Annotated in this window: 18 protein-coding genes and 5 pseudogenes; 9 read left to right on the plus strand and 14 right to left on the minus strand. The window is 60.2% G+C overall.

Translation table 11 applies throughout. From position 1 onward, the window contains the following. Positions 1-2: 2 nt before the first annotated feature. The 7 genes from N181_RS08380 to N181_RS08410 are packed head-to-tail and all read right to left on the minus strand — an operon-like array spanning position 3 to position 5,137. Positions 3-233, minus strand: coding sequence for an EexN family lipoprotein (locus N181_RS08380; RefSeq protein WP_014857960.1), 231 nt, complete (start codon positions 231-233; stop codon positions 3-5). Further along, positions 230-928 (minus strand): P-type DNA transfer protein VirB5, encoded by a 699-nt coding sequence (gene virB5, locus N181_RS08385; RefSeq protein ID WP_014857961.1) that lies wholly within the window; start codon positions 926-928, stop codon positions 230-232. Before virB5 ends, N181_RS08380 begins: the two co-directional genes overlap by 4 nt. Further along, positions 928-3,309: a VirB4 family type IV secretion/conjugal transfer ATPase gene (locus N181_RS08390; RefSeq protein WP_014857962.1), complete on the minus strand. Its 2,382-nt coding sequence runs from the start codon at positions 3,307-3,309 to the stop codon at positions 928-930. Before N181_RS08390 ends, virB5 begins: the two co-directional genes overlap by 1 nt. Beyond that, a complete protein-coding gene (locus tag N181_RS08395; RefSeq protein ID WP_014857963.1) occupies positions 3,302-3,643 on the minus strand; it encodes a VirB3 family type IV secretion system protein in 342 nt (113 codons plus the stop codon). Before N181_RS08395 ends, N181_RS08390 begins: the two co-directional genes overlap by 8 nt. A gap of 4 nt (positions 3,644-3,647) precedes the next feature. Next, on the minus strand, positions 3,648-3,947 hold the full coding sequence (locus N181_RS08400; RefSeq protein ID WP_014857964.1) for a TrbC/VirB2 family protein: 300 nt from the start codon (positions 3,945-3,947) through the stop codon (positions 3,648-3,650). Next, positions 3,944-4,615, minus strand: a complete 672-nt coding sequence (locus N181_RS08405) for a lytic transglycosylase domain-containing protein (RefSeq protein ID WP_014857965.1) — start codon at positions 4,613-4,615, stop codon at positions 3,944-3,946. Before N181_RS08405 ends, N181_RS08400 begins: the two co-directional genes overlap by 4 nt. 3 nt (positions 4,616-4,618) lie before the next feature. Further along, positions 4,619-5,137 (minus strand): hypothetical protein, encoded by a 519-nt coding sequence (locus N181_RS08410; RefSeq protein WP_014857966.1) that lies wholly within the window; start codon positions 5,135-5,137, stop codon positions 4,619-4,621. Between the two features lie 96 nt (positions 5,138-5,233). Here N181_RS08410 and rctA point away from each other — a divergent pair, with 96 nt between their 5' ends. Further along, positions 5,234-5,602: a conjugative transfer repressor RctA gene (gene rctA, locus N181_RS08415; protein ID WP_014857967.1), complete on the plus strand. Its 369-nt coding sequence runs from the start codon at positions 5,234-5,236 to the stop codon at positions 5,600-5,602. Between the two features lie 218 nt (positions 5,603-5,820). On the opposite strand, the pseudogene traI reads toward rctA, so the two are convergent. Next, a pseudogene (gene traI, locus N181_RS31400) lies at positions 5,821-6,499 on the minus strand (acyl-homoserine-lactone synthase). 387 nt (positions 6,500-6,886) lie between these two features. Between traI and repA the strand changes: the two are divergent. The 6 genes and pseudogenes from repA to N181_RS08445 all read left to right on the plus strand — a co-directional run bounded on the left by repA (position 6,887) and on the right by N181_RS08445 (position 11,831). Further along, a complete protein-coding gene (gene repA, locus N181_RS08425; RefSeq protein WP_014857970.1) occupies positions 6,887-8,074 on the plus strand; it encodes a plasmid partitioning protein RepA in 1,188 nt (395 codons plus the stop codon). 74 nt (positions 8,075-8,148) lie between these two features. Further along, positions 8,149-9,135, plus strand: a complete 987-nt coding sequence (gene repB, locus N181_RS08430; RefSeq protein ID WP_014857971.1) for a plasmid partitioning protein RepB — start codon at positions 8,149-8,151, stop codon at positions 9,133-9,135. A 155-nt stretch (positions 9,136-9,290) separates the two neighbouring features. Next, the gene (repC, locus tag N181_RS08435) at positions 9,291-10,505 is read left to right on the plus strand and encodes a plasmid replication protein RepC (RefSeq protein ID WP_015633547.1); all 1,215 of its coding nucleotides are present in this window, start codon (positions 9,291-9,293) and stop codon (positions 10,503-10,505) included. Between the two features lie 229 nt (positions 10,506-10,734). Then, positions 10,735-11,252: pseudogene (locus N181_RS08440) on the plus strand (NYN domain-containing protein). A gap of 8 nt (positions 11,253-11,260) precedes the next feature. Next, positions 11,261-11,374 (plus strand): annotated as a pseudogene (locus N181_RS34670) (OST-HTH/LOTUS domain-containing protein); the annotation flags it as partial. A 250-nt stretch (positions 11,375-11,624) separates the two neighbouring features. Next, a complete protein-coding gene (locus N181_RS08445) occupies positions 11,625-11,831 on the plus strand; it encodes a cold-shock protein (protein ID WP_015633548.1) in 207 nt (68 codons plus the stop codon). Positions 11,832-12,334: 503 nt separating this feature from the next. On the opposite strand, the pseudogene N181_RS34675 reads toward N181_RS08445, so the two are convergent. Beyond that, positions 12,335-12,706 (minus strand): annotated as a pseudogene (locus N181_RS34675) (tyrosine-type recombinase/integrase); the annotation flags it as partial. Between the two features lie 542 nt (positions 12,707-13,248). Here N181_RS34675 and N181_RS08460 point away from each other — a divergent pair. Continuing rightward, complete coding sequence (locus tag N181_RS08460; protein ID WP_014857976.1) at positions 13,249-14,403, plus strand: RHE_PE00001 family protein; 1,155 nt, start codon at positions 13,249-13,251, stop codon at positions 14,401-14,403. A gap of 149 nt (positions 14,404-14,552) precedes the next feature. Here the strand turns inward: N181_RS08460 and N181_RS08465 are convergent, their stop codons facing one another. From N181_RS08465 to N181_RS08485, 5 genes and pseudogenes are all read right to left on the minus strand, one after another. Further along, positions 14,553-15,257, minus strand: a complete 705-nt coding sequence (locus tag N181_RS08465; protein ID WP_014857977.1) for a competence protein CoiA — start codon at positions 15,255-15,257, stop codon at positions 14,553-14,555. 14 nt (positions 15,258-15,271) lie between these two features. After that, on the minus strand, positions 15,272-18,775 hold the full coding sequence (locus N181_RS08470) for a DEAD/DEAH box helicase (RefSeq protein ID WP_014857978.1): 3,504 nt from the start codon (positions 18,773-18,775) through the stop codon (positions 15,272-15,274). Beyond that, a pseudogene (locus N181_RS08475) lies at positions 18,762-19,534 on the minus strand (HamA C-terminal domain-containing protein). The gene N181_RS08470 and the pseudogene N181_RS08475 overlap by 14 nt, the downstream one beginning before the upstream one ends. Before the next feature lie 15 nt (positions 19,535-19,549). Further along, the gene (locus N181_RS08480; RefSeq protein WP_014857980.1) at positions 19,550-20,569 is read right to left on the minus strand and encodes a nucleotidyl transferase AbiEii/AbiGii toxin family protein; all 1,020 of its coding nucleotides are present in this window, start codon (positions 20,567-20,569) and stop codon (positions 19,550-19,552) included. Continuing rightward, a complete protein-coding gene (locus N181_RS08485) occupies positions 20,562-21,155 on the minus strand; it encodes a DUF6088 family protein (RefSeq protein ID WP_014857981.1) in 594 nt (197 codons plus the stop codon). The genes N181_RS08480 and N181_RS08485 overlap by 8 nt, the downstream gene beginning before the upstream one ends. A gap of 316 nt (positions 21,156-21,471) precedes the next feature. Here N181_RS08485 and N181_RS08490 point away from each other — a divergent pair, with 316 nt between their 5' ends. Beyond that, a complete protein-coding gene (locus N181_RS08490; RefSeq protein WP_014857983.1) occupies positions 21,472-22,392 on the plus strand; it encodes a hypothetical protein in 921 nt (306 codons plus the stop codon). The last annotated feature ends 35 nt before the right edge of the window (positions 22,393-22,427 follow it).

Consider the following 22,427-nt stretch of genomic DNA (forward strand, 5'->3'; position numbering starts at 1 on the left):
CATCAACCTCCCAACGATTGCCGCATGCGCTGGAGCCGCAGCTTGCCGTCGGCGCTTTCCGCGTTTTGGCAAGTCGCGGTATCGCGGAGCTCTCCTGGATTGTTGCGGCACTTCGTGACGATGCTGGAAAGCAGCGCTTCGTCCGCCACCAGTTCTTCAACCGTGTAGGTCCGCTCCTGCTCCGAGCAGGCGGCCAGGCCAAACATCGTCAGAAGAAGCAGCGATCTTCTCATTGCAGGGCCGCCTTGATCGCATCCATGCGCTGGCGCCAGTCCTCGGCCTTGCGCTGTTCATCGACCTGAACCTGCGCCTGCTGCACCATGCGCAAGCCTTCCATCCGCAACACATCGGTCTGAAGGAAGGCCTGTTCGGCCTGAAGCCGAGCCTGCAGGTCGGCGATATCCTTGGCGTCGCCTGCCGTCGATATCTTCTCGCGCAGCTGGTCGATGCCGTCGATACGCTTGGTCGCGGCATCATAAATCTGTTGGCCGAGGCTCATCTGACCGGCGTTCTTGTTCTGGATGCGCGAAAGCTCCTGCGCGTAGAAGTCGTCGGCGTTGGTTCGATAGGTCGTATTACCTTCGAGGAATTTTGAGGCTGAGTCAGCGAAGACGCCCGTACCGTTGGCCTTGAACAGGCCCTCGATGGCGCTGAAGTCCGCCGGCAGCGCTTTGCGAATGGCCGGATCGTTCAAGACGCTGGCAACATCTGCCATGTCGGTGAGCTTGTTGAGCGAACCGTAGAGCTGCTGTGCCTGCTCGATCTGCTGATTGAGCGCATCGAGTTGCGACTTGAGCTCAGCGATCGTCTCAATGTGCTTGGCGATCGCCGTCTGGTCGATCACCGGGATCCCCTGCCCTGCCGCACCGCTGGCGGAAAGGATGAGCACGGAGGCAATCGAAGCACAATGAAGTCGATAGGAAGCCATCAACTTGCACTCCTTCTCTGCTGGAAAATCGGAAGCCAATCCTTGGCATCGTTGCCGACCTCGGCACGGATCGCATCGGCAAGTTCGACGTTGGCGGTTCGGCCGGAGAGGATGGCGAGTTCGTCGTCGAAGCCCTTGAGGTCTAGCTCGGCGACGACGCTGTTATGTCCCTGCTTCAACACGAACCGCCGGCTCTCGACCGAGAGCTCGCGCGCGACCAGCTCGTATTCGCGCTCCGTCAGCTTGAAGCCATCGACATAGTCGGCATGATTGCCGCGGGAGTTCGGCAGGAATATCTGCGTCGGGCATTGCTCGATGATGGTGTGAGCGATCGGCGAAACAATCGCATCCCGTGGACTCTGCGTGGCAAAGAGCATGAGTCCGTTCTGCTTTCGAATGGTCTTAAGCTTGTTCTGGGCGAGGTCCCGGAACCCCTCGTCCTGGAGCGCCTTCCAGAACTCATCGATCACGATGATGATCCGCCGGCCGTCGATCAATTGCTCGACGCGATGGAAGAGGTAGGCCATCAGCGGGGTCCGGATTTCCTCGTTGTCGAGGAAGTCGGTCATGTCGTAGCCGACGAACTTGCCGCCGATGCCGAATTCGCCGAAGCCGATATCCTCGATGACGTTGTCAAAGACCCAACCGAGTGGCCCTCCCCTCTCCCACCGCCGCAGCCTTGCCGCGATCCCTTCCGGATCGGTGTTGTTGAGAAAGGTCCTGAGCGCGCCGATCGTCCGACGCTCGACCGGCAGATCGGCAAGGCCGTCGATTGCGGCGGCGATGTCGCGGAGTTCGGTCACGCTCAGTTCCCGCGTGGTTGAGCCGACGAGCTTGCCGACCCAGCGCGTCAGGAACACCTTGTTCTCCGGCGTCAGTTCGAGCGCCTTTAAGGGGGCGCATCCGGTCGGAATGCCGTTCTTGAGGGGCAGATAGGTGCCGCCGGCGGCGCGCACGTAGAGGTCCGCCCCCCTGTCCTTGTCGAAGAACACTACATGCGGGTCGTGCTTCTCGAGTTGCGATAGCATGAAGTTGAGGAGCACGGTCTTGCCGGCGCCCGACGGTCCGCAGACGAAGGTGTTGCCGAGATCGCCGTAATGGAAATTGAAGTAGTACGGTGACCCGGACGCCGTCTTGAGCAGGGCGACGGCGGGCCCCCACTCGTTGGCGTCCTTCTGGCCGATCGGATAGGAGTGGAAGGGCGACAAGGCAGCGAAGTTCCGGGAGGTGATCGCGCCGGACCGGGCGCGATAGCGGAAGTTCCCCGGCAGCTGCGCCCACCAGGCCGCCTCAAGGCCAAGATCCTCGCGCGCGACGACTGCGCCGCCACTGGTCAGGCTGGCGCGTGCCTTGGCGAGGTTGTCGGTCAGTTCCTTCACCGATGGGGCGAAGACGGAAAGCGTCAGGTGGTGCTCGCCGAGCACGAACCGGTTGGACTCCAGATCGTCCATCGCCCCATCAAGCTCCTCGATCTGCGAGGCCGCCTTGTCGCCGCTGCTGACCATCTGGTTCTGCTTGCGGCCCATGATGACACGGGCGTCCGCCTTCGAGACGAAGGAGAAGGATTGCGCCAGGATCAGTTCGAAAGGACTGGTGAGCACGCCGTCGAGCATGCCGGTCCTGGTGCGGGCCGGATATTCCTTGAAACTCAGCATGCCGGCATAGCGGCTTTCTGCTTCGGGGCGGATCTCGACCGTCTCGCGGCCGACGATGACACGATCCGAGTAGATCGCCGACGCAATGCGGCCCTCGGTCAGGGGGATCGGCTCGCGTCGTCCGCCGACGAACTGATGCAGCACTTCGCTCGGCTCCGAGAACAACAGGCCGTCATGCTCGTAGAGGGACAGCACGCGGGGCTCGAAGCGTTTCAAAGCCGCCGTGACATCGACGACCTTGTCGCGAAGGTGCTTGAGGGCCTCCTCGTCGAGTTCCGCCCCTGCGCGACGGGCTCGGCGCAGGCGCGACAGCAGCTTTGCCGCCTTGTCTGCCGGATCGCGTGCCGGTGACCAGAGGATGGTCAGATAGAGGTCGTTGCGAAACAGGTCCTCGCCCACCATTCGCGCGCGATACTTGTCGTTGAGCGCCGCCGAGAACGGCGTAGTGAACGTGCCTTCCGGATAGCTGTTGTCGCGACGGCGGATGAGATGCGTCCATAAGGCAAGACGCTCGTCGGCGATGTTTCGGTAGAGCGTGTTGAGGTCGCGATGGAGGGCATTCAGGTCGAGAACATCCGCGGTCTCGAAGGAGACGCCTTCGAGCGCGATCATCACCATCAGCGCCCGGGAATCGAGCGCGATCGTCGACTCGTCGACGTGGCGGACATAGGGGATGAAGGTCTCCGGACCGAGTTCGCGAGATCTGAGTGTGGTCAGGCTAGGCAAGTCCGAGGTCCCTTTCGTCGTATTTGCGGGCGAGCTTCAGCGGTGCAAGCGTTGCCCCGCCCCAATAGGCGCTGTTGCGGGACCGGCCGCGTGTCTCCACCCAGGCCAGTAAGATGCGAAACATGTTGTGGTCGTGTTTGACGAGCGCGCGGAACACCAGGTGGAAGACGACGCCGACGAGCGCGTAAGCGATCGAGCCGGCGACGATGTAAAGGATGGTCGTCAGCATGACGTTCATGCCCATCGCTTCCATCGTCACGCCGGCGATCATCGCCGGGCGGGTGCAAGCAATGAACAGCGTGTCTTCCTCGAGCGCCGGCCGTGCGTTCGCCATGGCGTCAGCTTCCGACGATGGTGTTGACGAGTTCGGTGGCGCCGAAGATGCCGCCGATGCCGATGATCCAGAACCCTGCCCGTCTCAGATCCATGTAGCCGAACATCCAGGCAATGCAGATCACGATCACCGCGATCACAGCCAGCAGCTTGGCGATGTTGCCGGTCAACATGTCGACGATGTTCTGCAGCACGGTCTCGATGCCGGCGGCTTGCGCGAACGCCGGTTCGACCAGACTGACCACCATGGCGACGGCCATCAGGGTCGAGGCGGCGATCGGGCGGATACGGGAACTGAAGGTCATTCACTCTGCTCCATTTGACTGTTCTGAAACACGAGGACGGAAGATTGCCGTCGCGAATTGAAAACATCCCAGGACGCCGCCGATGCCGCCTCGTCGGCAGACCGGTCGTCCCTCGCCTTCTCCACCGCCACATCGACAGGGCTCTCTTCGGTGATCCCCCTCCCCTGCCCGCCATCTCCGATCATGAGAGCCGCGAGGGTTGTGCCGAGCCGCTTCACTTCCTGGCGGACCTGCTCGTCGTACTGGACCATGGCGCCGACGGAGGGATCGTCCCGTCCGTAGTAGGATTGCAGCATCACCTGTTCGGCTTGGTTCGGATCCGCGCCGGCCTTCATTGCGAGCCGGTAATATCCGTCGAGCAGTGTCGCGGTAGCCTGAAGGTTGAGGCAGGGATCGAAGGAGTCGGAGATCGAGAGCTTCAGCTTCCCGAGTTCTTCTGTGCCGATGCCGCCGAGACCGAGCTGGATGTCCTGCCGCTCGGCCGCCAGCGACGTGGCAATCTCGATCGCCTCCGCCTTGGTAGTGGGCTGCTCCGAGAGCGGAACGCCGCTGTTGATCCTGATGGCGAAGGGCTCGAATTGGCTTTCAAGGCTGACGACGCCGGCGAGTGTCTCGGCCGCAACTACGGGTGCGCAAGTTTGCGCCAGATCGAGGAAAGCAACAGGCATGGCTCAGTACCACACTCTTTGTTTGCCGACGCCGTCGATGGTCACGTCGATGTAATGAGGCTGCGGGCGGACGTTCGGCCGCGTCGTCACATAGCGTTGGCACTCTCTGCGGCCTTCGCTCCGCCGCCACGTTGCCGAGGTGATCCGATCATTGTTGGAATAGCATTCATCAGTTGAGACAGTCTGTGGCCCGGTCGAGATGCAGCTCGCCTCAAGCCCGCGATCACCATAGCGCGTTGTCAGGCGGTAGCCGTCGTTGCAGTAATAGGGCTCGTATCCGGGGCGCGAGGCGCGGAACCCAACGCCGCTGCAGGTGGGGAAAGAGTGTCCTTTTGCAAGCGCGCGCCAGAGCTTATGAATCGGCGGCCGGCACTCCGCATACTGCGTCGGACCGCCGGGATTGGAAAGGCACAGGATAACCTGGCATCCCCACTCATCCGCGCGCGCTTTGCCGTCGAAAACAAGATAGAATGACGCTAAGCTGGCTGCAGCGACGGCTGCCTGCACGAGAGACTTGTTCATGACCACCACCCTTCACCGACGCGATTGCGCGCAGAGGCCAGCAAGTTTTGCCACTTCGCGACTCGTTTTACGATCATATAACTGACAGTATAAAAGATGACAAGCGCACTCAACGCACATTGGCAAAGCCAGCTGTTTGCGGCTTACGCCTTGCAGGAAGTTCTCGACAAACCGATTGACGGAGAGACGCCACAATCGCGGCTGAAGCAGCTCGGGATGATGACGGTTCTCTACATGATGCATCAGAGCCACGAGAAGCTAACGCTTTCAAATATCGTCAAAATCACCGGATTGACGCGCAATGCCGTGGCGGAATCGATCGATCCACTCGTTGAGCGCGGCATACTTACAGAGACGATCGTAAAGAACTCCATGGGGCGCGGAACTGCCCGACAGTTTGAGTTCTGTCCGGAAGTTTTCGACCGTTTAAGGTTGGGAGCAGAGCAGGGAAAGTCAGGAGCGTAGTGACGGTTTTCTGACACGAACATCCTGTGTCGCTAGGTCTGTCAGGCGTTAGGTTACGAATCGAGGCGCAACCGTCGTTCTCGATACGCACAGCGTTCTTCTTGAGGTCATAGCGTTAGGTTTCCCGCTGAAGAACGCCGCCTTTTCCAACTAAAGACATTTGCGGCCGGTTTGACGCGATCCTCCATCCGAGCTTCCGCGAATCAGCCGCTCGCTCATCAGCGCGAGAGCCGTTCGGCAACTGCCGGGTTGACGCTATGCGCCACCAAAGGGTTCACACGAGTTCGCAGCTGGCCAAAAGCGGTGAGTTCAAAGCGGTAACTGAAAGGGCAAAGCCTCACAATGTCTCCGAATTGGCGGGCAGCGTGCCCGCCACGGCCATCGTAACGCCGATCTTCTTGGGCTCACCCAATCGCAGCAGTGGCCATCCGACTCGAGCGAGGATTCGCTCGAATCGAAGATCGGTCACGGTGACAATATCGGTGTAGTCATGCGCCATGCACCATTCGATGATGCCTGCGAACATCGTCAACGTCGTCTCATGGACCATACCGCCTCCCCTTCCCTCATCGAGACCCGTGTCGACGCAGAAGCGAGAGCTCTCGATCAGAAAGGGATGGGCCTTCAGTCCCTCGTTCGGAAGAAGCGAGGGAAAGACGTCATGGCCGGGCCAAGTGCTGGGAGAAGTCTGGCGCATCCTGCCACATGGCCGCTGTCCGACACGGTGATGATGTAGGTCGGTTGGAGACCATCGAAAGCATCCGATTCCCCACCGTCGAGAACGCTCACCTCCCAGCCTAGCCGATCGGAAAAGACTCGCGCTCGGCGCCTGTGGTGCTGTTCAAGAAGTTGCTTCCCGCGAAGATCTGGGTGCGCGGAAATCGCAATAACCTGCATGCTTGTCTTCGTCGTTGAAAATCGTCGCGGAGATGAGCACGGATCAGAATCGCTGGGCAGTTGTAGACTTCGACAAGGTTTTTGGTTGGGTGAGTCGCGAAGGTTGAACCCCAAACCAGCAGCACGGGCCGTCTCGTCAGGCGCGGTCGGGCTACTCCTGTAGGATTCACAGGAGAACAAACTAAGGACCATTTTTAAGGCGCCGCAACCTAACCCTTTGTTTCGTTGAAGAGAATTCGGTTTCGAGCCCGTGGGCTGCGCCGCTCGCAAGTGCGGTTGTTAAGTATTTGTTAACTCTATTTTTCTTGTCAGCAGGAGGGAATCGGGGCACAGTGACGATAATTTCTAATTTTCCGCAAAATATCGTGACTGAGGGCATCTGAAAAAATGAACGTGACAAAGCCAGTTTCAGAGCCATTACTGAGTTTTGCCGACACGATTCTGGATCAAGGCGGCGAAATTTCAAGCAAGCTCGACATGCTTCGAATCGAAAAATTCCCACCAAACGCGCAGAAGACCTTACGTCAATTCTCGCTAGCGGAGGTGGCGGATTTCGTCGGAGTCTCCCAGAGCTACTTGAAAAAGCTACACCTACAAGGAAAAGGTGTCGAGCCAACGGTCACTGCCACGGGCCGTCGATACTACAGTGCTGAACAGATGAACGAGCTGCGGTCGCTCCTGGATAGGGTCCCCCACCGCAACAAGGGCGAAAAGCTTCAAGTCATTGCGGTTGTGAATTTCAAGGGCGGTTCGGGAAAGACGACGACATCGGCTCACCTTGCACAGCACTTGGCACTCAAAGGCTATCGTGTCCTTGCGGTCGACCTCGATCCACAAGCCTCAATGACGGCTTTATATGGAATCCAGCCTGAGCTTGATGAGAAGCCGTCGTTTTATGAGTCCCTTCGATATGATGACAATCGCAGGTCGATCATCGAGATTATACAGCCCACAAACTTCCCAAACCTCGACATCGTGCCAGCGAATTTGGAATTGCAGGAGTACGAGTATGAAACACCGCTCGCAATGCAGCGGAAGGACTCGTCTGAAGGCAAGCTGTTTTATACGAGAATAGGCACCGCGCTGGCCGAGGTCGACGATCGCTACGACGTGGTGGTTGTGGACTGCCCTCCCCAGCTCGGCTACCTGACACTTACCGCGCTGACGGCTGCCACGTCGGTCCTCATAACTGTACATCCCCAAATGCTGGACATCATGTCGATGTCCCAGTTCCTGCTTATGCTAGGCGACATATTGAAGAGCATCGAGGGAGCGGGTGTAACGGTTAGTCTGGATTGGTTCCGGTACCTGATTACCCGGTACGAGCCTATGGACATTCCGCAGCAGCAGATGGTCGGCTTCATGCAGTCGATGTTTGCTCGGCAGATGATGAAAAACCACATGGTGAAGTCGACGGCCGTTTCGGACGCCGGACTAACAAAACAGACGCTCTACGAAGTGGAGCGCTCTCAATTTACCCCAGCTACCTATGACCGAGCGCGCGAGGCGATGGACCTGGTTAATTCGGAGGTTATCGAGTTGATGCATCAGGCTTGGGGGCGGCGACATGCGTAGAAAATTGTCAGCCGTACACATTGGTTTTTTTGCCAATGGTTTCACTGAGTTAGGCCAAGATCGGAGTGGACGTGATGGCTCGTAAGGATGTCTTCGCCAACATAACCAGTGGAGACGGAGCAAGGTCCGAGAGAAAAGCCACCCCTGGTTACGCAAGTCGAGGAGCCTCCCGGTCAATGATCAGTTCCCTCGGGGAGCTTGCACAGAAGGCGGCCAAGGCGGAACAGATCTTGCAGGGCGAGGCGGTTGTAGAACTCGACCCGAAAGAGATCGACAGCTCGTTTGTGTCTGACCGCATGGACGATGACGAGTTAGCGTTCAACGAACTCGTTGAGGCTATCCGGGAGCGGGGGCAGGATACACCGGTCCTTGTGCGGCCCCATCCAGTAGACGAAGGCCGTTATCAAATTGTCTTTGGACATCGACGCGTGCGAGCCGCCAAGCTCCTCAATCGAACAGTTAGAGCGGTTGTTAAAGAGGTCGCGGATGTCGACCACGTTGTTGCCCAAGGCCAGGAAAATTCGGCGCGCGAAAACTTGTCGTTCATCGAACGCGCTACTTTCGCCCAACAGCTCCTGGATCTCGGCTACGAGCGGCGAACCATAGAGCTGGCGCTGTCAATTGATCCCCCTATGCTGACGAGAATGCTGTCAGTCACCGGCAGGATCCCGGTGGAAGTCTCATCTGCCATTGGGGCTGCGAAAGGTGTGGGACGTGATCGATGGCTTGAGCTTGCCCAATTGATCGAGCGGCCTGAAAACTTGGCTACCGCACTTGCAGTGACGGCCGACGGGAGTTTCCCAGAAACGCCTTCCGATCGCCGCTTCGATCTGGTTCTCAATGAACTCAAGCGAGCAAGGAAGCCCGCAAAACGTGCTGTTGCGGCTACCACATGGCAGCCGAAGGACAAGAGCCTGTCCGCGGAATTCAAGAACACTGGCAAGAGCTTTTCGCTTTCATTGAAGGCGAAGGATGCCGGGAAATTTGGAAGGTTTCTCACTGAAAACCTGGAGCGCCTCTACGAGGAATTCAGGAAGGAAGAGAAAGTGCAAGGAGACTAAACCGTAAAAGAAAAAGGCCCCCAATCGACCCTCGTCGTGGAAGCCTCTCTCGTATTCTGAGCAAATCGAGAATCGCATTTCCACGAATCACTGTCAAGAGTCGTAGCCGTCGATAGGCGGGCGGATTTCTTTTGCCTCTTAGAAGGTGAAGAAAAATGCAGAGTGGGAATGTGACGACGCCCTTCGGGCGGCGGCCGATGACGCTTGCCTTGGTACGGCGACAGATTGCGACGACCGAGATCAAGCCCGGCAAATCGGCTGACAAGTGGAAAGTTTTTCGGGATGTATCAGAAGCACGGGAAGTGCTCGGATTACAGGACCGCAGCCTTGCAGTGCTTGACGCGTTGCTTACCTTCTATCCTGACAACGAGCTTCGCCAGGATGCGCAGTTGATTGTCTTTCCATCGAATGCCCAGCTGACACTCCGTGCGCATGGCATAGCCGGCGCCACGCTTCGAAGGCACCTAGCCATTCTTGTCGAGGCAGGTCTGATCGTCCGGAAGGATAGTGCCAACGGCAAGCGCTACGCTAGAAAGGACAGGACAGGTGAGATCGAAAGTGCATTTGGCTTCGATATTTCACCACTCCTTTTGCGTGCCGAAGAGTTCGCACAGATGGCGCAGCAGGTCGCGGCCGATCGAGCGGCCTTGCGCCGAGCCAAGGAAAGTCTGACGATTTGCCGCCGTGACGTCCGAAAGCTCATTTCCGCTGCGATCGAGGAAGGCGCGTCGGGCGACTGGGAGACCATTGAGGAGATCTACATAGGCCTCGTGAGCAGGATTCCGCGCTCTCCGACGCTGGGCGACGTCACGTCAATCCTGGACGAGATGGAGCTCCTGCAGGGGGAGGTCGTCAACATCCTGGAAATGCAGAATAAAGACGAAAATATCAGCACCAATGATGCTCATGGTGAGCGCCACATACAGAATTCAAAATCCGACTCCATCCATGAATTTGAACCTAGCTCTGGAAAAGAGCAGGGGGCGAAGCCGGCGGATGATGATCCGCCCAAGCGGGAGCCGATCCGGAATTTCCCACTTGGCATGATACTGCGGGCCTGCCCCGAAATTACGATGTACGGACCAGGCGGCACGATCAGCAACTGGCGCGACATGATGGCCGCCGCGGTCGTCGTCCGGTCGATGCTGGGGGTCAGCCCGTCGGCCTACCAGGAGGCCTGCGAGGTCATGGGGCCCGACAATGCCGCCGCAGCGATCGCCTGTATCCTCGAGCGGGAAGGGCACATCAAGTCGCCCGGCGGATATCTCCGAGATCTGACGCGTAAGGCGGCGCGGGGCGAGTTTTCGTTGGGGCCCGTGCTCATGGCGCTTCTAAGGGCGAACGGGGCGGGAATGCAGAGGGCCTCATGATCATCGTTGTCGAGGCATCAGCGCGGCGGGTAAACCGACGTGGTGCGCGGAGATGCTTCCGAGTTCTTGATCAGTCAGAGCTACCCAACTGCGCGACACGACTCAAACACGGATCCCATGCTGGGCGCACACCAATGGACGGATTGGAAGGGCGTTTTCGGGCAGAACCTGACGAAGTTGTTTGGCTAGTCTGAATGGTCTCCTGGCGATTGGGCTGCGAGGAAGCGAAATGCCGTCTGAAACTCGGTCGCCCCGCCTCGCGGTCCTGATCGATGCCGACAACACTTCGGCCAAGATCGTCGACGGTCTGTTCGAAGAGGTCGCCAAGATCGGTGAGGCAAGCGTGCGGCGCATCTATGGCGATTTCTCCGGCACGCGCTCAAAGGGGTGGGCGGACGTGCTGGCAAAGCATGCCATCATTCCACAGCAACAGTTCGCTTATACGACGGGAAGAATGCCTCCGATATAACGTTGGTGATTGACGCAATGTACTTGCTGCACAGCGGCCGATTCGACGGCTTCTGCCTGGTTTCCTCTGACAGCGATTTCACACGACTGGCCGCTCGTATCCGCGAGCAAGGAGTCGATGTGTTCGGCTTCGGCGAGCAGAAGACGCCGGAGAGTTTTCGCCAGGCTTGCCGGTGGTTCGTCTACACCGAGAACCTGCTTCCCGGCGCGATCAAGGATGAGCAAAACACATCGTCTGTAGACAAGACGCTACAGTCAGCGACGCCGACGTTCGGCTGATCAAGAAGGTGCTGTCGCAGGAGGACACCGAGGACGGCTGGGTCAATTTAGGCACCGTCGGCAAACAGCTTCTGAACCTGGCACCCGATTTCGACCCCCGCGCCTTCGGTTTCCGAAAACTCAGCGATCTGATCCGCGAGACGAACCAGTTCGAAGTTCGCCAGGCCGAGGGCGGTCCATCAGTATCGGGTGAAACAACGAAACAAAAAGTAGTGCCACCGCCCGGCGATTTGGAAGGGCTGGGAGTGTCGGGATGCGGCGACAGATCGTTCGGCTTTCCCCTGAGGCCAGAAGCGTCTATCAGTGCTGGCGCAAACAAAAGCTTCAGGCGAGCTCCGACGCTCGGCAAGACAATGATGAAAGGAAGACGTTATGGCGACCGGTACGGTAGAGTGGTTCAACGCAGCGAAGGGCTTCGGTTTCATCCAGCCGGACGACGGCAGCGCCGATGTCTTCGTTCACATTTCCGCGGTGGAGCGAGCAGGAATGCGTGGTCTGAACGACGGCCAGAAGATCACCTATGAGCTAGTGAAGGATCGCAAGTCTGGCAAGATGTCGGCTGACAACCTCCAGGCCTGAGCCGGATTGCGGAGGGCCGGGTTCGCCCGGCCTTTCCTGTTTGCAGCTGGAGGTGTGCGACATCGGTGCAGCGTCGCGGCTTGAAGCTGCTGCATCGCAACATTATCTTTTGAGTACCGAGGCGATTTCACCTCCTCCCGAGTCGTTGCGGTCCGACGGACAGCACTCCTCCTCCCAAGCTGTCAGTCACTTTTGAAGCCCGGCGCACCTCCTCCCGCGCCGGGCCTTTCGTTGCGCAAGCAGGTCATCATCGTAAGGATAGGCGGATCTCGATTTTCGACATTGTTGTCGATCACCGCCTCACATGAGAAATGCCGGGGAGGAATCATGGAAATCGGCGCCGGCGACCGCGAACTGATCGCGGTGACGAGACGGTTTTTGCGGCGAAGGCCGAGCTGGAAGTCCCGAGTGAGGCACAGGCGGCCCGTCCGAGAGCATAGCCGGTGCACCCTTCGGTGGCGACGCCTAGTCGCGGTCGGCCGCGGCAGCGCTGACGCACACGATAGCACTCTAGCGGCCCGCCCGCGTCGTCGCGTGGCGTTGTTATAGTAGCTGGATGCCTGTTGCACGGAGCGGTGACGGGATTGCTCCATCGCTTCGGGCAGGGGAACTCCGAGGTTCGCGGCTTCGGTGAGATATCAAGACCGCAATCCGTGTGCGGAAAACTCCTCCGCCTCCAGCCCGGCCATCGTCACCCGCCGCTTGACGACATCGTTGACCGCCTTCGGGTCGATCGCCCGAAACACGCTACCACTGTCGATCTTCGCGGCCGCCAGCCAGGCGTTCAGCGCGTCCACCGGCCGGCCGGTGAGATAGACAACCTCATCCTGGCTTGCGCCAGAATTCTTGCTGCGGCCGAGGTGGATGGAGAGCGAGCGCCCGCAGCTCGTCGACCTGCGCGTCATGGATCTGGTCTTCGGTGGAAACACGTGCGTCGCCAATCAGCCGGCGGGTGGGGGAGGGCATTGCTCTTCGGCGATTTTGCCATGGATTTTTGGCCCGATTCCGTATCGTTGCTCAGAATAGCAGCTCGCCAGCTCCAATTCGCTACCGGAGACGAGCAACGGAGCGTCCGCATAGGCAAACGCGCGCCAGCGGGCTTCTGTGGCGGAAATGCTGGAAAACTAGGGCTCCTGGAGAAGGCCGAAGAACGAAAAGCTCGCGACAGGTGTCTGCAGGGGCGTCCCGGTGACGAGATCATGTAAGTTGCGGCCGCTAAACTCTGCTGCGGCCAGTCCGGTCAACCTTGCCGAAACGGCCCAAAAGCCCGGAAACCCTACCGACAACCTCCATTTCCGTCGTCGAAAACCTCACTTCTGATAAGCATTACTTATCGGAAGTGAAAGGCCCAACCGGCAACCATACGAAGTGAAGAACCCTAACTTTGATATAGAGTTCGTTTAGCAAATCATTTACCATGATTTCAATGCGTTACGAAATCGCCGCCCTACCTATCCAGAGCCTGCTGAAACCGATTTCGGACGCCGGCATCGCGCTGGCCCGTCTCGACGAGCGCATCGCCCGGTCGGCGGTCGGCGAAGGCTTTATCGAGCGGATGCATTTTGCCGACGCCTGCGCTTCCCTCTGGATCGACGGCGAGCTCGTCCATCTCGAGGACCTCGTCCTCCATGACGCCACAAAAGATATTCGCACCCCGACCCACGAACTCACCATCGCCCGCGATGTTTTGAAAACCCGTCGGCGCATTGCCGCACAGCCGCCCGGCTGGGCACTGTCGACCGACGGCCTCCGCTCCGTAAGTGGGCGCGGCTTCGCCGCCGGCGCGTCGTTAGCTGCGGGTGAAATTGATGGCGCCAGCACGAAGGACGGTACAGAGCGGAATGTCGAAACGTTCGGAGGAGGGGAGGGGGAAGGTGCCGATGATGGCGCGAGCGCCGTCGACGCGGAGTTCGCCGCCATCGATGCTGTGCTCGCCCGCTCTGACGCTGCGATCGAGGAAGCGAAAAAGCCCGGCCGAGGAAGCACGCGCGAAAGGGATCCGCTGGTTTACGATCTCGACTGGGACGAGGACGAGCGGCTGGAAGAATGGCGCGGCGTGCTGCGGGAAGCCCAAAATCTGCCGGCGGTGCTGCAGGCGATCGTTGCCCTCGATGCCTGGAACGAGTTGTCAGTGTTGCAGTATGCGCCCTGGCTCGGTCGGCTGCTGGCGGCCTCGATCCTGCGCCAGGCCGGCGTCACATCAGCAGGGCATCTCGTTGCGTTCAATCTCGGTCTCAAAACCATCCCCGTCGACCGGCGCCGGCATCGCGATCGCGAGGTCCGGCTGCTCGCCATCGTCCACGGGTTGACCGCGGCCGCAGAGATCGGCCTCAAAGAGCATAACCGGCTGGCGCTGGCGCGACAGATGATGGAGCGGAAGCTGGAGGGGCGCCGCACCTCGTCGAGGTTGCCGGAACTGGTTGAGCTGGTCATGGCAAAACCGCTGGTGTCAGCTGGCGTGGTGGCCGAGACGCTCGATCTGACGCCGCAGGCGGCGCGGCGGATCGTTTTGGAGCTCGGGCTGCGGGAGATGACCAGGAGGGGGAGGTTTCGGGCATGGGGAATTCTATAAGACGCCGGTTACGCCTGGGTATCCTGCCCCTGCGCTCAAGATCTTCTTCAGCGTTGCTGATGCTCGCCATCACACCAATGAACATGGGCGGTGGGTATGACGCAAGCTCTTCAGAACGTTCGCGAAGCGTTTCGGCTGCGCGTAACGCATCAAGAAGATGCACTATCCTCCCAGCGGACGGCACGCAAAAACTCATCGCGGGTCAAGGCGCAGAGCGCGAACTCGCCGCGCTTCAAGGGGCCTCCCAGACGAGAGGCCACGGCGGGGCCTGCAAGGTAAAAGATATAAGGGCCTGCATTGAAGAAAACGTGGGCGGCCGCGCGCTTCCACTTCTCGATGAACTGCTTGTTCGGCCCCATCCAGCACATGATCGCGAAGTCCTTACCGTCAAGGTTTACGACCCGCGATCCGAAATCGAGCGACATGCTGAAATACGTGCCAAGGAACGAGCTTTCGCTGTGGATGTGGACCAGCCAAAACATTCTATGTTCGCGCCGATAGAATGCCTCTCGTGCATTGCGCTCGTCCTCGCTGATCGACGAGTGCTGCAACTCGAGAACGGTCGCGCGGGGAGTGCCACTGCCCACGAGAACGTCAGCGCGGTGCAACTCTTTCGTTACCGGGTCGCGCAAAGCGATCTCGCGGCATGACATATCGAAAAGTTCTTTCCATCCGAGATGCCAAGGTCCCTCGGGCTCGCTCCAGGGATCGCAGTCGCCGACCTTGTGCCGCCAATGCGGCGTATTCTCAGCCGGCATAACTGCGGTCAGCAAGCCACCGCAGTCACGGCAAATCGTCCGCTCTCCCTTCGCGATGGGCGCGCGCTTCTTGTGGCCGATCCAGGCGTAGAGCATGGCTACGGGTCCCTTTACTCATTCGCCGGCGGCCAGCGCAGCTTACCACGGCCGACGCGTAAGGCTTCCACAAGCCTGGTGTTGCCCGGCAACCGACCCCAGAAGAGGCTGGGCTTGGGATCGACAGCCGACTTTTTGAACGGGGCAAGCCGTTGGTAGTCTGGCGTCGCCAGCCAGGTGCGCCCATCACCTTCGTCGGTGACGATCCGATAGAGGCCGGCAGGAGGAGCGGCCGCGATGTCGAGCAGGCGTTTATAGTTTTCAACTGACCACTTCTGGATGCCGCCGCTGAGTGCTTCCGTTCGGAAGCGCGCCCATAATGCGGCGGTATCAGGTGTCGGCCAGTCGCCAGCGTCGGTGTAGGCCGTGATCTCGTCGGATTCCAGCCAGACCCGCATCTCAGCGGGTGTGACGAAGACAGGTTGGGCATCTTTGATCGCCGCCATAGCCGCACGCCGTGATGGAAGGCCCGCACGGATCAGCATCGCCATCATGAATTGCGGGACGCCGGTTTCAACCGCCGCGGCGCCGCCGCCGGCAACCGTCTCTGGCGACCAGCCGAGGGACATGCGGCGGGTGCGCACGGCTTCCAGCGCCCAGACCAGGCGATAGGTGAAGGCCTCTTCGACTGCGCGCATGTTCTGAGGTCCGATTTTGGCAACGTCCTCGCCTGACACCCAACTATGCAGGATGGCCTTCCAATTCGCCGGTAGCGCATTGGCCTTGTCGGGGATGAAGGGCCGCATGAACAGCAGCCGTTCGCCGAGACCGCAGAGGGCGTCGACGAGTTCGTCGATGTCGCCTCTCAGCGCCGCCTCGTCTGCCCGATCGAGCAGTGTAGCCAGTTCATCAGCCATCGCGTCGATTGAGAGACCGGCTTCAAGCCCAACGCCCATGGCGAAATGTCCGCGTCGCGTCTGTGCCGTGGTGCTTTTCCAGATGAGGTCGGCGCGTGCCTCAAACACCTTCTTGTGCAAAGGGGCGATGTCCTCGTCCTCGCGGGCGATCTGGCGGGCCCAGAGGGACCCCTTAAGCGCCTCGTCCAAGAGCTTCGGCAGATCCGCGCGATCGGCGTCCAGCGCTTCGATCAGGCCGAACACGGTCGCGTCGAGGCGTTCGACGATCTGCGAGAGCGGCTCCTCGTCGATGGTTTCTTCCTCGTCATCGCCGCCCTCTTCATCGTCGTCGCCATTGGCCTCATACTCCACGGCGGCGGCCAAGCGCTCTGCGACCGCAGCTTCTTCCTCGGGCGATCTCCAGGCTTCGCGGGCGTTGGCGAGATATTCCCAGGCGTCGTCACGATCCAGGACACCCTCGCGGGACAGGCGTTCGAGGATCTCGGCGACGATCTGGATGAGACCGCTTTTCAGTGTGCGGGCCTTGGCGGAGGCGACCAGCTTTCGCCATTCCCTTTTTCGCCAGTCGATTTTGTCGAACATGACATGAACGATCAGCCCCTCGACGTCGACGAAGGCACGCCCGGCGCGGCCCGCGACATTCGCGAACTCCTCGCCTTTGATCTTCTCGGAGGCGCGATACAGTGCGGGCACCAACAGTACGGCGGCGTTGAGATTGAGGCCCTGCGAGAGCGTCGGCGAAGCGACGATGACCTTCAGTACCCCCTCGGACAGCAGGACTTCCAACTCGCGCAAGAATGGACTTGGCAGCCGGCCGTGGTGGATGGCGACGCCCTGCTTGAGGCAGGCGACGGCGGGATGGTCTTCGCCCAGCCATTCTTTGCCGACCTCCAAGGCCCGGGCGATCGACGCTTCGTCCTCCAACAGGGAATGCAGATAGCCGCGCTTGCAGAGATCCATGGCCTGTTTGCCGTAGCTCTCGACCCAATTCGCCTGGGTGGAGAAGATCAGGGTCCGCTTGCCCTGGCTTGCAAATTCCCATGCCGCGAACAGGGCGAGGTGCGAATTCTTGCGCGGATAGGGCTTTTTCTCCTTTCCTCGTGCTGGTTTCTCCACGACAAATTTGTCGAGAAAGGGACCATCATCGTCGAGGTCGAGCCGGAGCAGTGCGTCCTTGCCTCGCCATGTGAGCGCGCCGAACCGCTGTCGTGTGGGACGCCAGTCGGAACGCACCGGCTTACCCGGTTCGTCGGAGCGTATCCAGGCGGTGAGATCGTCCAATTCGTCACCGCTCGGCAGGATGGCGGAGAGACAAACAATCCGGCGGTCTGCTGCATCCGCCCGCCGAAGCAGGCGCTGCACCAGCGTCTCGTAGCGGATTTCACGCTCGCTCGGGCCGATCATGTGACCTTCGTCGAGGACGATCAGACCGACGTCGTCGATCAGCGACGGGTCGCTTCTCAGCGCGAAGTCGAGCTTCTCGGGCGTTGCAATGATGATCTCGCGGGTGCGCAGGGCGTCTTCATCACCGACCGAAAGTCCGCTGGCGCCGTAAAGGGAGGAGACGCTGAAGCCGAGGGGCGCGAAGGTCTTTCTGAAGGAGCGCTCGGTCTGGGCCGACAAAGCGCGCAATGGCGTGACGATCAGCACCCGGCGCGCCGACGACAGGGTCATAAGCGCGGCAATCTCGGCCACCCGGGTCTTGCCCGCGCTGGTCGGCAAGGCGACGACCAAATCGTCGGTGACATCCGTGGAACGTCGGGCCGCTTCGCGCTGCGATGGCCATAGCTCCACCTCGGATGTCTTGCGCGCGTAGAGCGACGAGATGAACAGCCGGCGCAGGTCCGGATATTTTTCCTCTGTACCCTCTGGCGGTTCGGTTGGCAGGTTCTGGTGCAGTGAATGCTGCCAGAGGTCGTCGATCAGGTGGCGACAGAGGTTCGAGATCCACCACAGCGGAACGTTCTCGGCGTTGTCCGCAAGGCTGACCGCGGTGCGGAGCAAGGTCCGGGCGCTTTCGATCGGCTCAGGCTCGCCCGTCTCGAGTGCGAAGTCAAAATGCGCCAAAGCTCGGCAGATCGTTGTGTTGAGGATCGTCGACAGCACCTCGTCGACGTCCGGTTCTTCATCCCGCAGCGCCTCGGCGATCTGCTCATCGCCGTGAGCCTCGTCATCCAACCATCCGCGAACGAAGCCGCGCAGCTGACCCAGATCGCGCAAGATCAGGTGTCGAATCGCCGTTTCACCCGGCGAGGTGTTGAGGTCGTCCGTGGTCTCGTTGAAGAGGGAGTAAGCGACCGCAGAGAACCCGGCCAGGTGATAGGCCGCCGCGGCGATGGTGCGACGGAAACCGCGATCGGGTGACTCCGGATCGCCGTTGCGCACCAGGGCTTCGAAGGCATTGGCGGCGCGCTCGAAGGCCTTGCTGGTCAATTCCGACGAATCGGCCTGAGAACGCAGAGCCATCGCGCCCCGAAGCAGGGCGAAGCCGTGTTCAGCGAGATCGGTTTCGATTGTGGCGCCAAGGGGCGGTGCGTTCGGTGGGAGCACGCCCTTCTCGCGCATCAGCGACCACGCCGCACCGCGATAGAGCAGGCGCCCAAGGACGCCGTCGACGGTCGCGGTCGCCAGGAACGCGGTCAGTTCGTCAATCGTCTCCAAGGTCTTCAGCCTCCTTATACATGGCCGCGATGAAGTCTTGATGGTCTTCGACGTGTATGTTCACGACGTAGTGGTCCCGGTTGGTTCCCGTGGCGTCGAAGTCCTCCTTCGGGGGCCGTTACCCGACACGGTGAAGAGCATGTGGTCGATGCGATCGGAGCGAAGGGACTTCAGGCCCACCTCGTCACGGAGGCTGCGGCCTAGCGCGTTGTCATCTGGATCGTTGCTCTCCAGCAGGCGGTTGGCGACAAACAGCAGGGAATCGGGCGTGCAGCGGCCGTTGTCGCGGTTAAGCACCTTGCGGGCGCTCGTGACCGTGGCCTTGCCGAGCACCTTGTTGCTCTTAGCTTCGCCTTTCAGGAGCCAGAGCTTCTCGCCGGCCCCATCGTATCCGGCGCCGATGAAGTCGTCGCCGCGCATGGCCATGTTGCGGCCGTCCTTGTAGCGGAGGCGGCGCACCGGGACCCGCAGGCCGATCTCTTCCTCGACCAGCTCGGTCGCGAGAATCTCACCGAGATCGCCGGAGCGACCTTTGGGCGTCTGGGGCATCGCCTCCCTGAGGATATTGGCGGCCACCTTGTACCCGAGCCGCTTCACGTCTTCGGCGATCCGTTCAAGTCGGTCGTAATGCGAACGAATGGTCTCGGCGAGGTCATCACGAATCTCGTCGCGGCCGCCATCCTTCTCGACATAGATCCAGAAATGCCTGCGCTTGTCCTTTTCCTTGGCGGCGTGACACCACCGCTCGTATAGCCCCACGTTTTCCCCCAACTTTCATTTTACGGCCGCGCTGTTGGCACGCCCCGCGATGTCCCCGCACCGCTCTAGCAGCACCTCGAACGCCTCGGCGTCCTCAAGCAGCAACCCGTCCTCGACCATCCGGCTGTAGTCAGTGGCGAGCGCTGTGCGTGCTTCGCCAATTGGCACGAGTTGCAGTTTTCCGTTGACGGCGGCGTCATAGTCGATCGTCGCACCGTCGGCTGCCTTCTCCGCGAAGAACATGCTCTTGTGGCGGGCAACTGCATCGGCAAGGTCACGGTCGGACATTGCGTTAGCGGCTATGCCTGCTTCATCCAGGCGTACGACGTCATGCCAATGGCGGGCGAAGCGCTCGCCACGAAGCCGCTCCTGCAAGCAGAAAACATGCATCGCCGTTGCCTTCTCCCAGAAGGTCCGCTCGGCATGCATCACTCGTGGGCGCGCCATCGGAAAATCGACCCCTTCGATCATTCCCGCCGCATCGCAGATGACATCACGTGGGCTTGCCGGCTCGCCCGTCGACCGAGCCCCGAACTCCAGCATCACGCTCGGCGCCACATAGCCCGACCCGGCCGAGGTCGCCTCATAGTCGATGAACAGCTTATCTCCTTCGACCCTGATCGTTGCGGGAAGCGCTTGCGCATCGATCGCACCGGCGACAAGCGGCCGGACCGTCCCGTCGACCCATTCGGGCAGTCGATGCCGGACAGCCTTCGACCAACGCTTCTCCTCGCTGCGGTTTCTTGGCAGGGCCTCGCCGTTCTCGCCCACCAGATCGGGGGCGATGGCGCGAATGTCGTAGGTCAGATCCACGTCCTCGGAAAATCTCCGAATGACGCCATAGGCCTTGGACAGGGATGTGCCGCCCTTGAACACGAGATGCTCGCCGAGATCGGACCCGAACAGTGTCGCGAGGGTCCAGACGACCCACACGTCCTTTTCCAGGAGATGGGCGGGGCGCCCGGATCGATCGGCGGCGACGGCCAACGCCTCGCGCCGATCGTCGACCGACAATCTCAGGAACGCCTCAGCCATGCGCGACCTTGCCGACCGTTCTGGCGAGCCAACTCGGGAGTTGGGGCGCGGCCGCGACGAGTTCGCCGAAAGTGGAAGATGGCAGCTTGCGCTTCAATGTCTTCAAGGCCGCTTCCGCCTTCTCAGGTCCCAGCCAGGCGAGCGCGCGCACAGCCTGGCCGGCAGGTCGATCGGCCAAAGCCAATTGCCAGCGCGGTGCGTGCCGCAACTCGACGACCTGCTGGCCCAAATTCATTGTCCGGCTGCGACCGGATGTCAGATAGACCGACCGAACCGGCACCTGAGTTGTGAGACCCAGCGCGTTGGCCGCCGACGCTCCATTTGACACGATGACCTCGCCACGCTGGAGCGCGAGTGCTTCGACGGTTTTCTCAACCGAAGGCGCGCGGACGCCGAACCGGCTCGAAACCGGGCGCAAATATACGCCGCGCCCGGCACGCATCAGTCGGCCACGCTCAGCCAGGCGCGATAGAGCCTGGTCCACCGCAGCTCGATTGCCGAGATGAAGCAGGCCTTTTGCTGCGATCGGTGCGCCCTCGGGCAAGCTTTCGGTATATGTCAGTATCTGTTCAGCGAGTCGTTTCACGATGAATCTCCTGTCAGAAATATATGCAGTTTTCTGACAGTTTTCAATCTCTGCTGGAGCTGCCGTTAACGACGTCGCATCTTGTCGCTTAGATCCAACGTGTTGTAGCTTCTTTTAAGCTCGCACGGTGATGCTGCCGTCCTCTCATTGGCGATGAGCATCGAATCACCTACATTGGACGTATGGATCATCCGGCCATGCCGTCCACAGTGGCGAAGCCTCAGGGCAGGAACGACTGAATCAACCCGCAAGAACCTCTTTCCAAGGTGCACGGGCCGAGTGGACACGCCATAGATTGCACCGCTGGAGTGGTTCCATGCGAATCCAGCTTCCCAATCTCGATCGGCCAAAACAGGCCGCCAAATATCTTGTTCGTGCTGCGACCAATCTGAAGCTCTCGTATGCGCATGAAGCGCTTGCCAGTGTGCTGGGCTACCGCGATTGGCACGATCTTTCCGGCAGCTGCCATCATGATCGACAAACATCACCCGGCGATTTGTGTCTCGAAGATGCGCTGCGTGTCATTCTCGAGCTAGCCGATGCTCTCCGTCTCCCTTACGCCGAGGTTCAGTACGCCGTGTCCAAGGCACGCCTTTTGCGTGAAACACCTTGGTCGCTTGACGAGCAGATGACGTTGCGCGCCTGGATCTGGCGGCGACGTCTTTTTGGTCCCCCGGGGCGGGGGAGGCCGGGGACAGTCGTGAAAGACAAGGCATATGGCGCCAACACGCCGGCTTATCTTCGCCGCGCTGGCCGTCCCACATATCTGTTCTTTGACACGGGGTTTGGTGAACGCGCAGACTTTGAGGTCGTGACTCCGCGCAGGACCCTCTCTGATTTCGTCCCGTCCCGCCTTTGGCTCCCCTACGGTGTCTGGAAACTGAAGGACGGCTCTGAAGTCATTTTCTCCCGGGACTATTTTCCGACGTGGGGAATTTGGGATGATCGTGTTCAGCGGCTCGCCCCTTGGCTTTGGATCAATGGCATCGTCGACCAAAGTCATTTTTGGAAGGCGGGAATCGGCGGCTGGACGAGCAGTTCGGCACGAGAGATGGCGATCGCCCACTTGGCTGTTCACCGCATCTTCGAACTTCCCAGGCTAACCGATGCAATGCCGCATCTTTTTGAAGCCGCTGTCGATTCCATGGAAGATGGTGTCAGGAGGCTTTATGCCGCGGGACGTCGCGACACCACGCTCCCATCCTATGCCGAATTGAACAAGCGCATTCTTAGATAAGGCTACGCGGCATGATGTTTGGGAAGATACTAGTT

This window comes from Sinorhizobium fredii USDA 205 (assembly GCF_001461695.1).
Classification (GTDB): domain Bacteria; phylum Pseudomonadota; class Alphaproteobacteria; order Rhizobiales; family Rhizobiaceae; genus Sinorhizobium; species Sinorhizobium fredii.

Excerpts from the sequence above, each read along its gene's own strand:
- N181_RS08410 (WP_014857966.1), bottom strand. The coding sequence starts at position 5,137 with ATGAACAAGTCTCTCGTGCAGGCAGCCGTCGCTGCAGCCAGCTTAGCG.
- N181_RS08465 (WP_014857977.1), bottom strand. The coding sequence starts at position 15,257 with ATGCTCTACGCCTGGATCGGCCACAAGAAGCGCGCGCCCATCGCGAAG.
- N181_RS08460 (WP_014857976.1), top strand. The coding sequence starts at position 13,249 with ATGATTTCAATGCGTTACGAAATCGCCGCCCTACCTATCCAGAGCCTG.
- N181_RS08480 (WP_014857980.1), bottom strand. The coding sequence starts at position 20,569 with ATGGCTGAGGCGTTCCTGAGATTGTCGGTCGACGATCGGCGCGAGGCG.
- N181_RS08400 (WP_014857964.1), bottom strand. The coding sequence starts at position 3,947 with ATGACCTTCAGTTCCCGTATCCGCCCGATCGCCGCCTCGACCCTGATG.
- N181_RS08490 (WP_014857983.1), top strand. The coding sequence starts at position 21,472 with ATGCGAATCCAGCTTCCCAATCTCGATCGGCCAAAACAGGCCGCCAAA.
- N181_RS08405 (WP_014857965.1), bottom strand. The coding sequence starts at position 4,615 with ATGCCTGTTGCTTTCCTCGATCTGGCGCAAACTTGCGCACCCGTAGTT.
- virB5 (WP_014857961.1), bottom strand. The coding sequence starts at position 928 with ATGGCTTCCTATCGACTTCATTGTGCTTCGATTGCCTCCGTGCTCATC.
- rctA (WP_014857967.1), top strand. The coding sequence starts at position 5,234 with ATGACAAGCGCACTCAACGCACATTGGCAAAGCCAGCTGTTTGCGGCT.
- repC (WP_015633547.1), top strand. The coding sequence starts at position 9,291 with ATGCAGAGTGGGAATGTGACGACGCCCTTCGGGCGGCGGCCGATGACG.
- repA (WP_014857970.1), top strand. The coding sequence starts at position 6,887 with ATGAACGTGACAAAGCCAGTTTCAGAGCCATTACTGAGTTTTGCCGAC.
- N181_RS08395 (WP_014857963.1), bottom strand. The coding sequence starts at position 3,643 with ATGGCGAACGCACGGCCGGCGCTCGAGGAAGACACGCTGTTCATTGCT.
- N181_RS08380 (WP_014857960.1), bottom strand. The coding sequence starts at position 233 with ATGAGAAGATCGCTGCTTCTTCTGACGATGTTTGGCCTGGCCGCCTGC.
- repB (WP_014857971.1), top strand. The coding sequence starts at position 8,149 with ATGGCTCGTAAGGATGTCTTCGCCAACATAACCAGTGGAGACGGAGCA.
- N181_RS08445 (WP_015633548.1), top strand. The coding sequence starts at position 11,625 with ATGGCGACCGGTACGGTAGAGTGGTTCAACGCAGCGAAGGGCTTCGGT.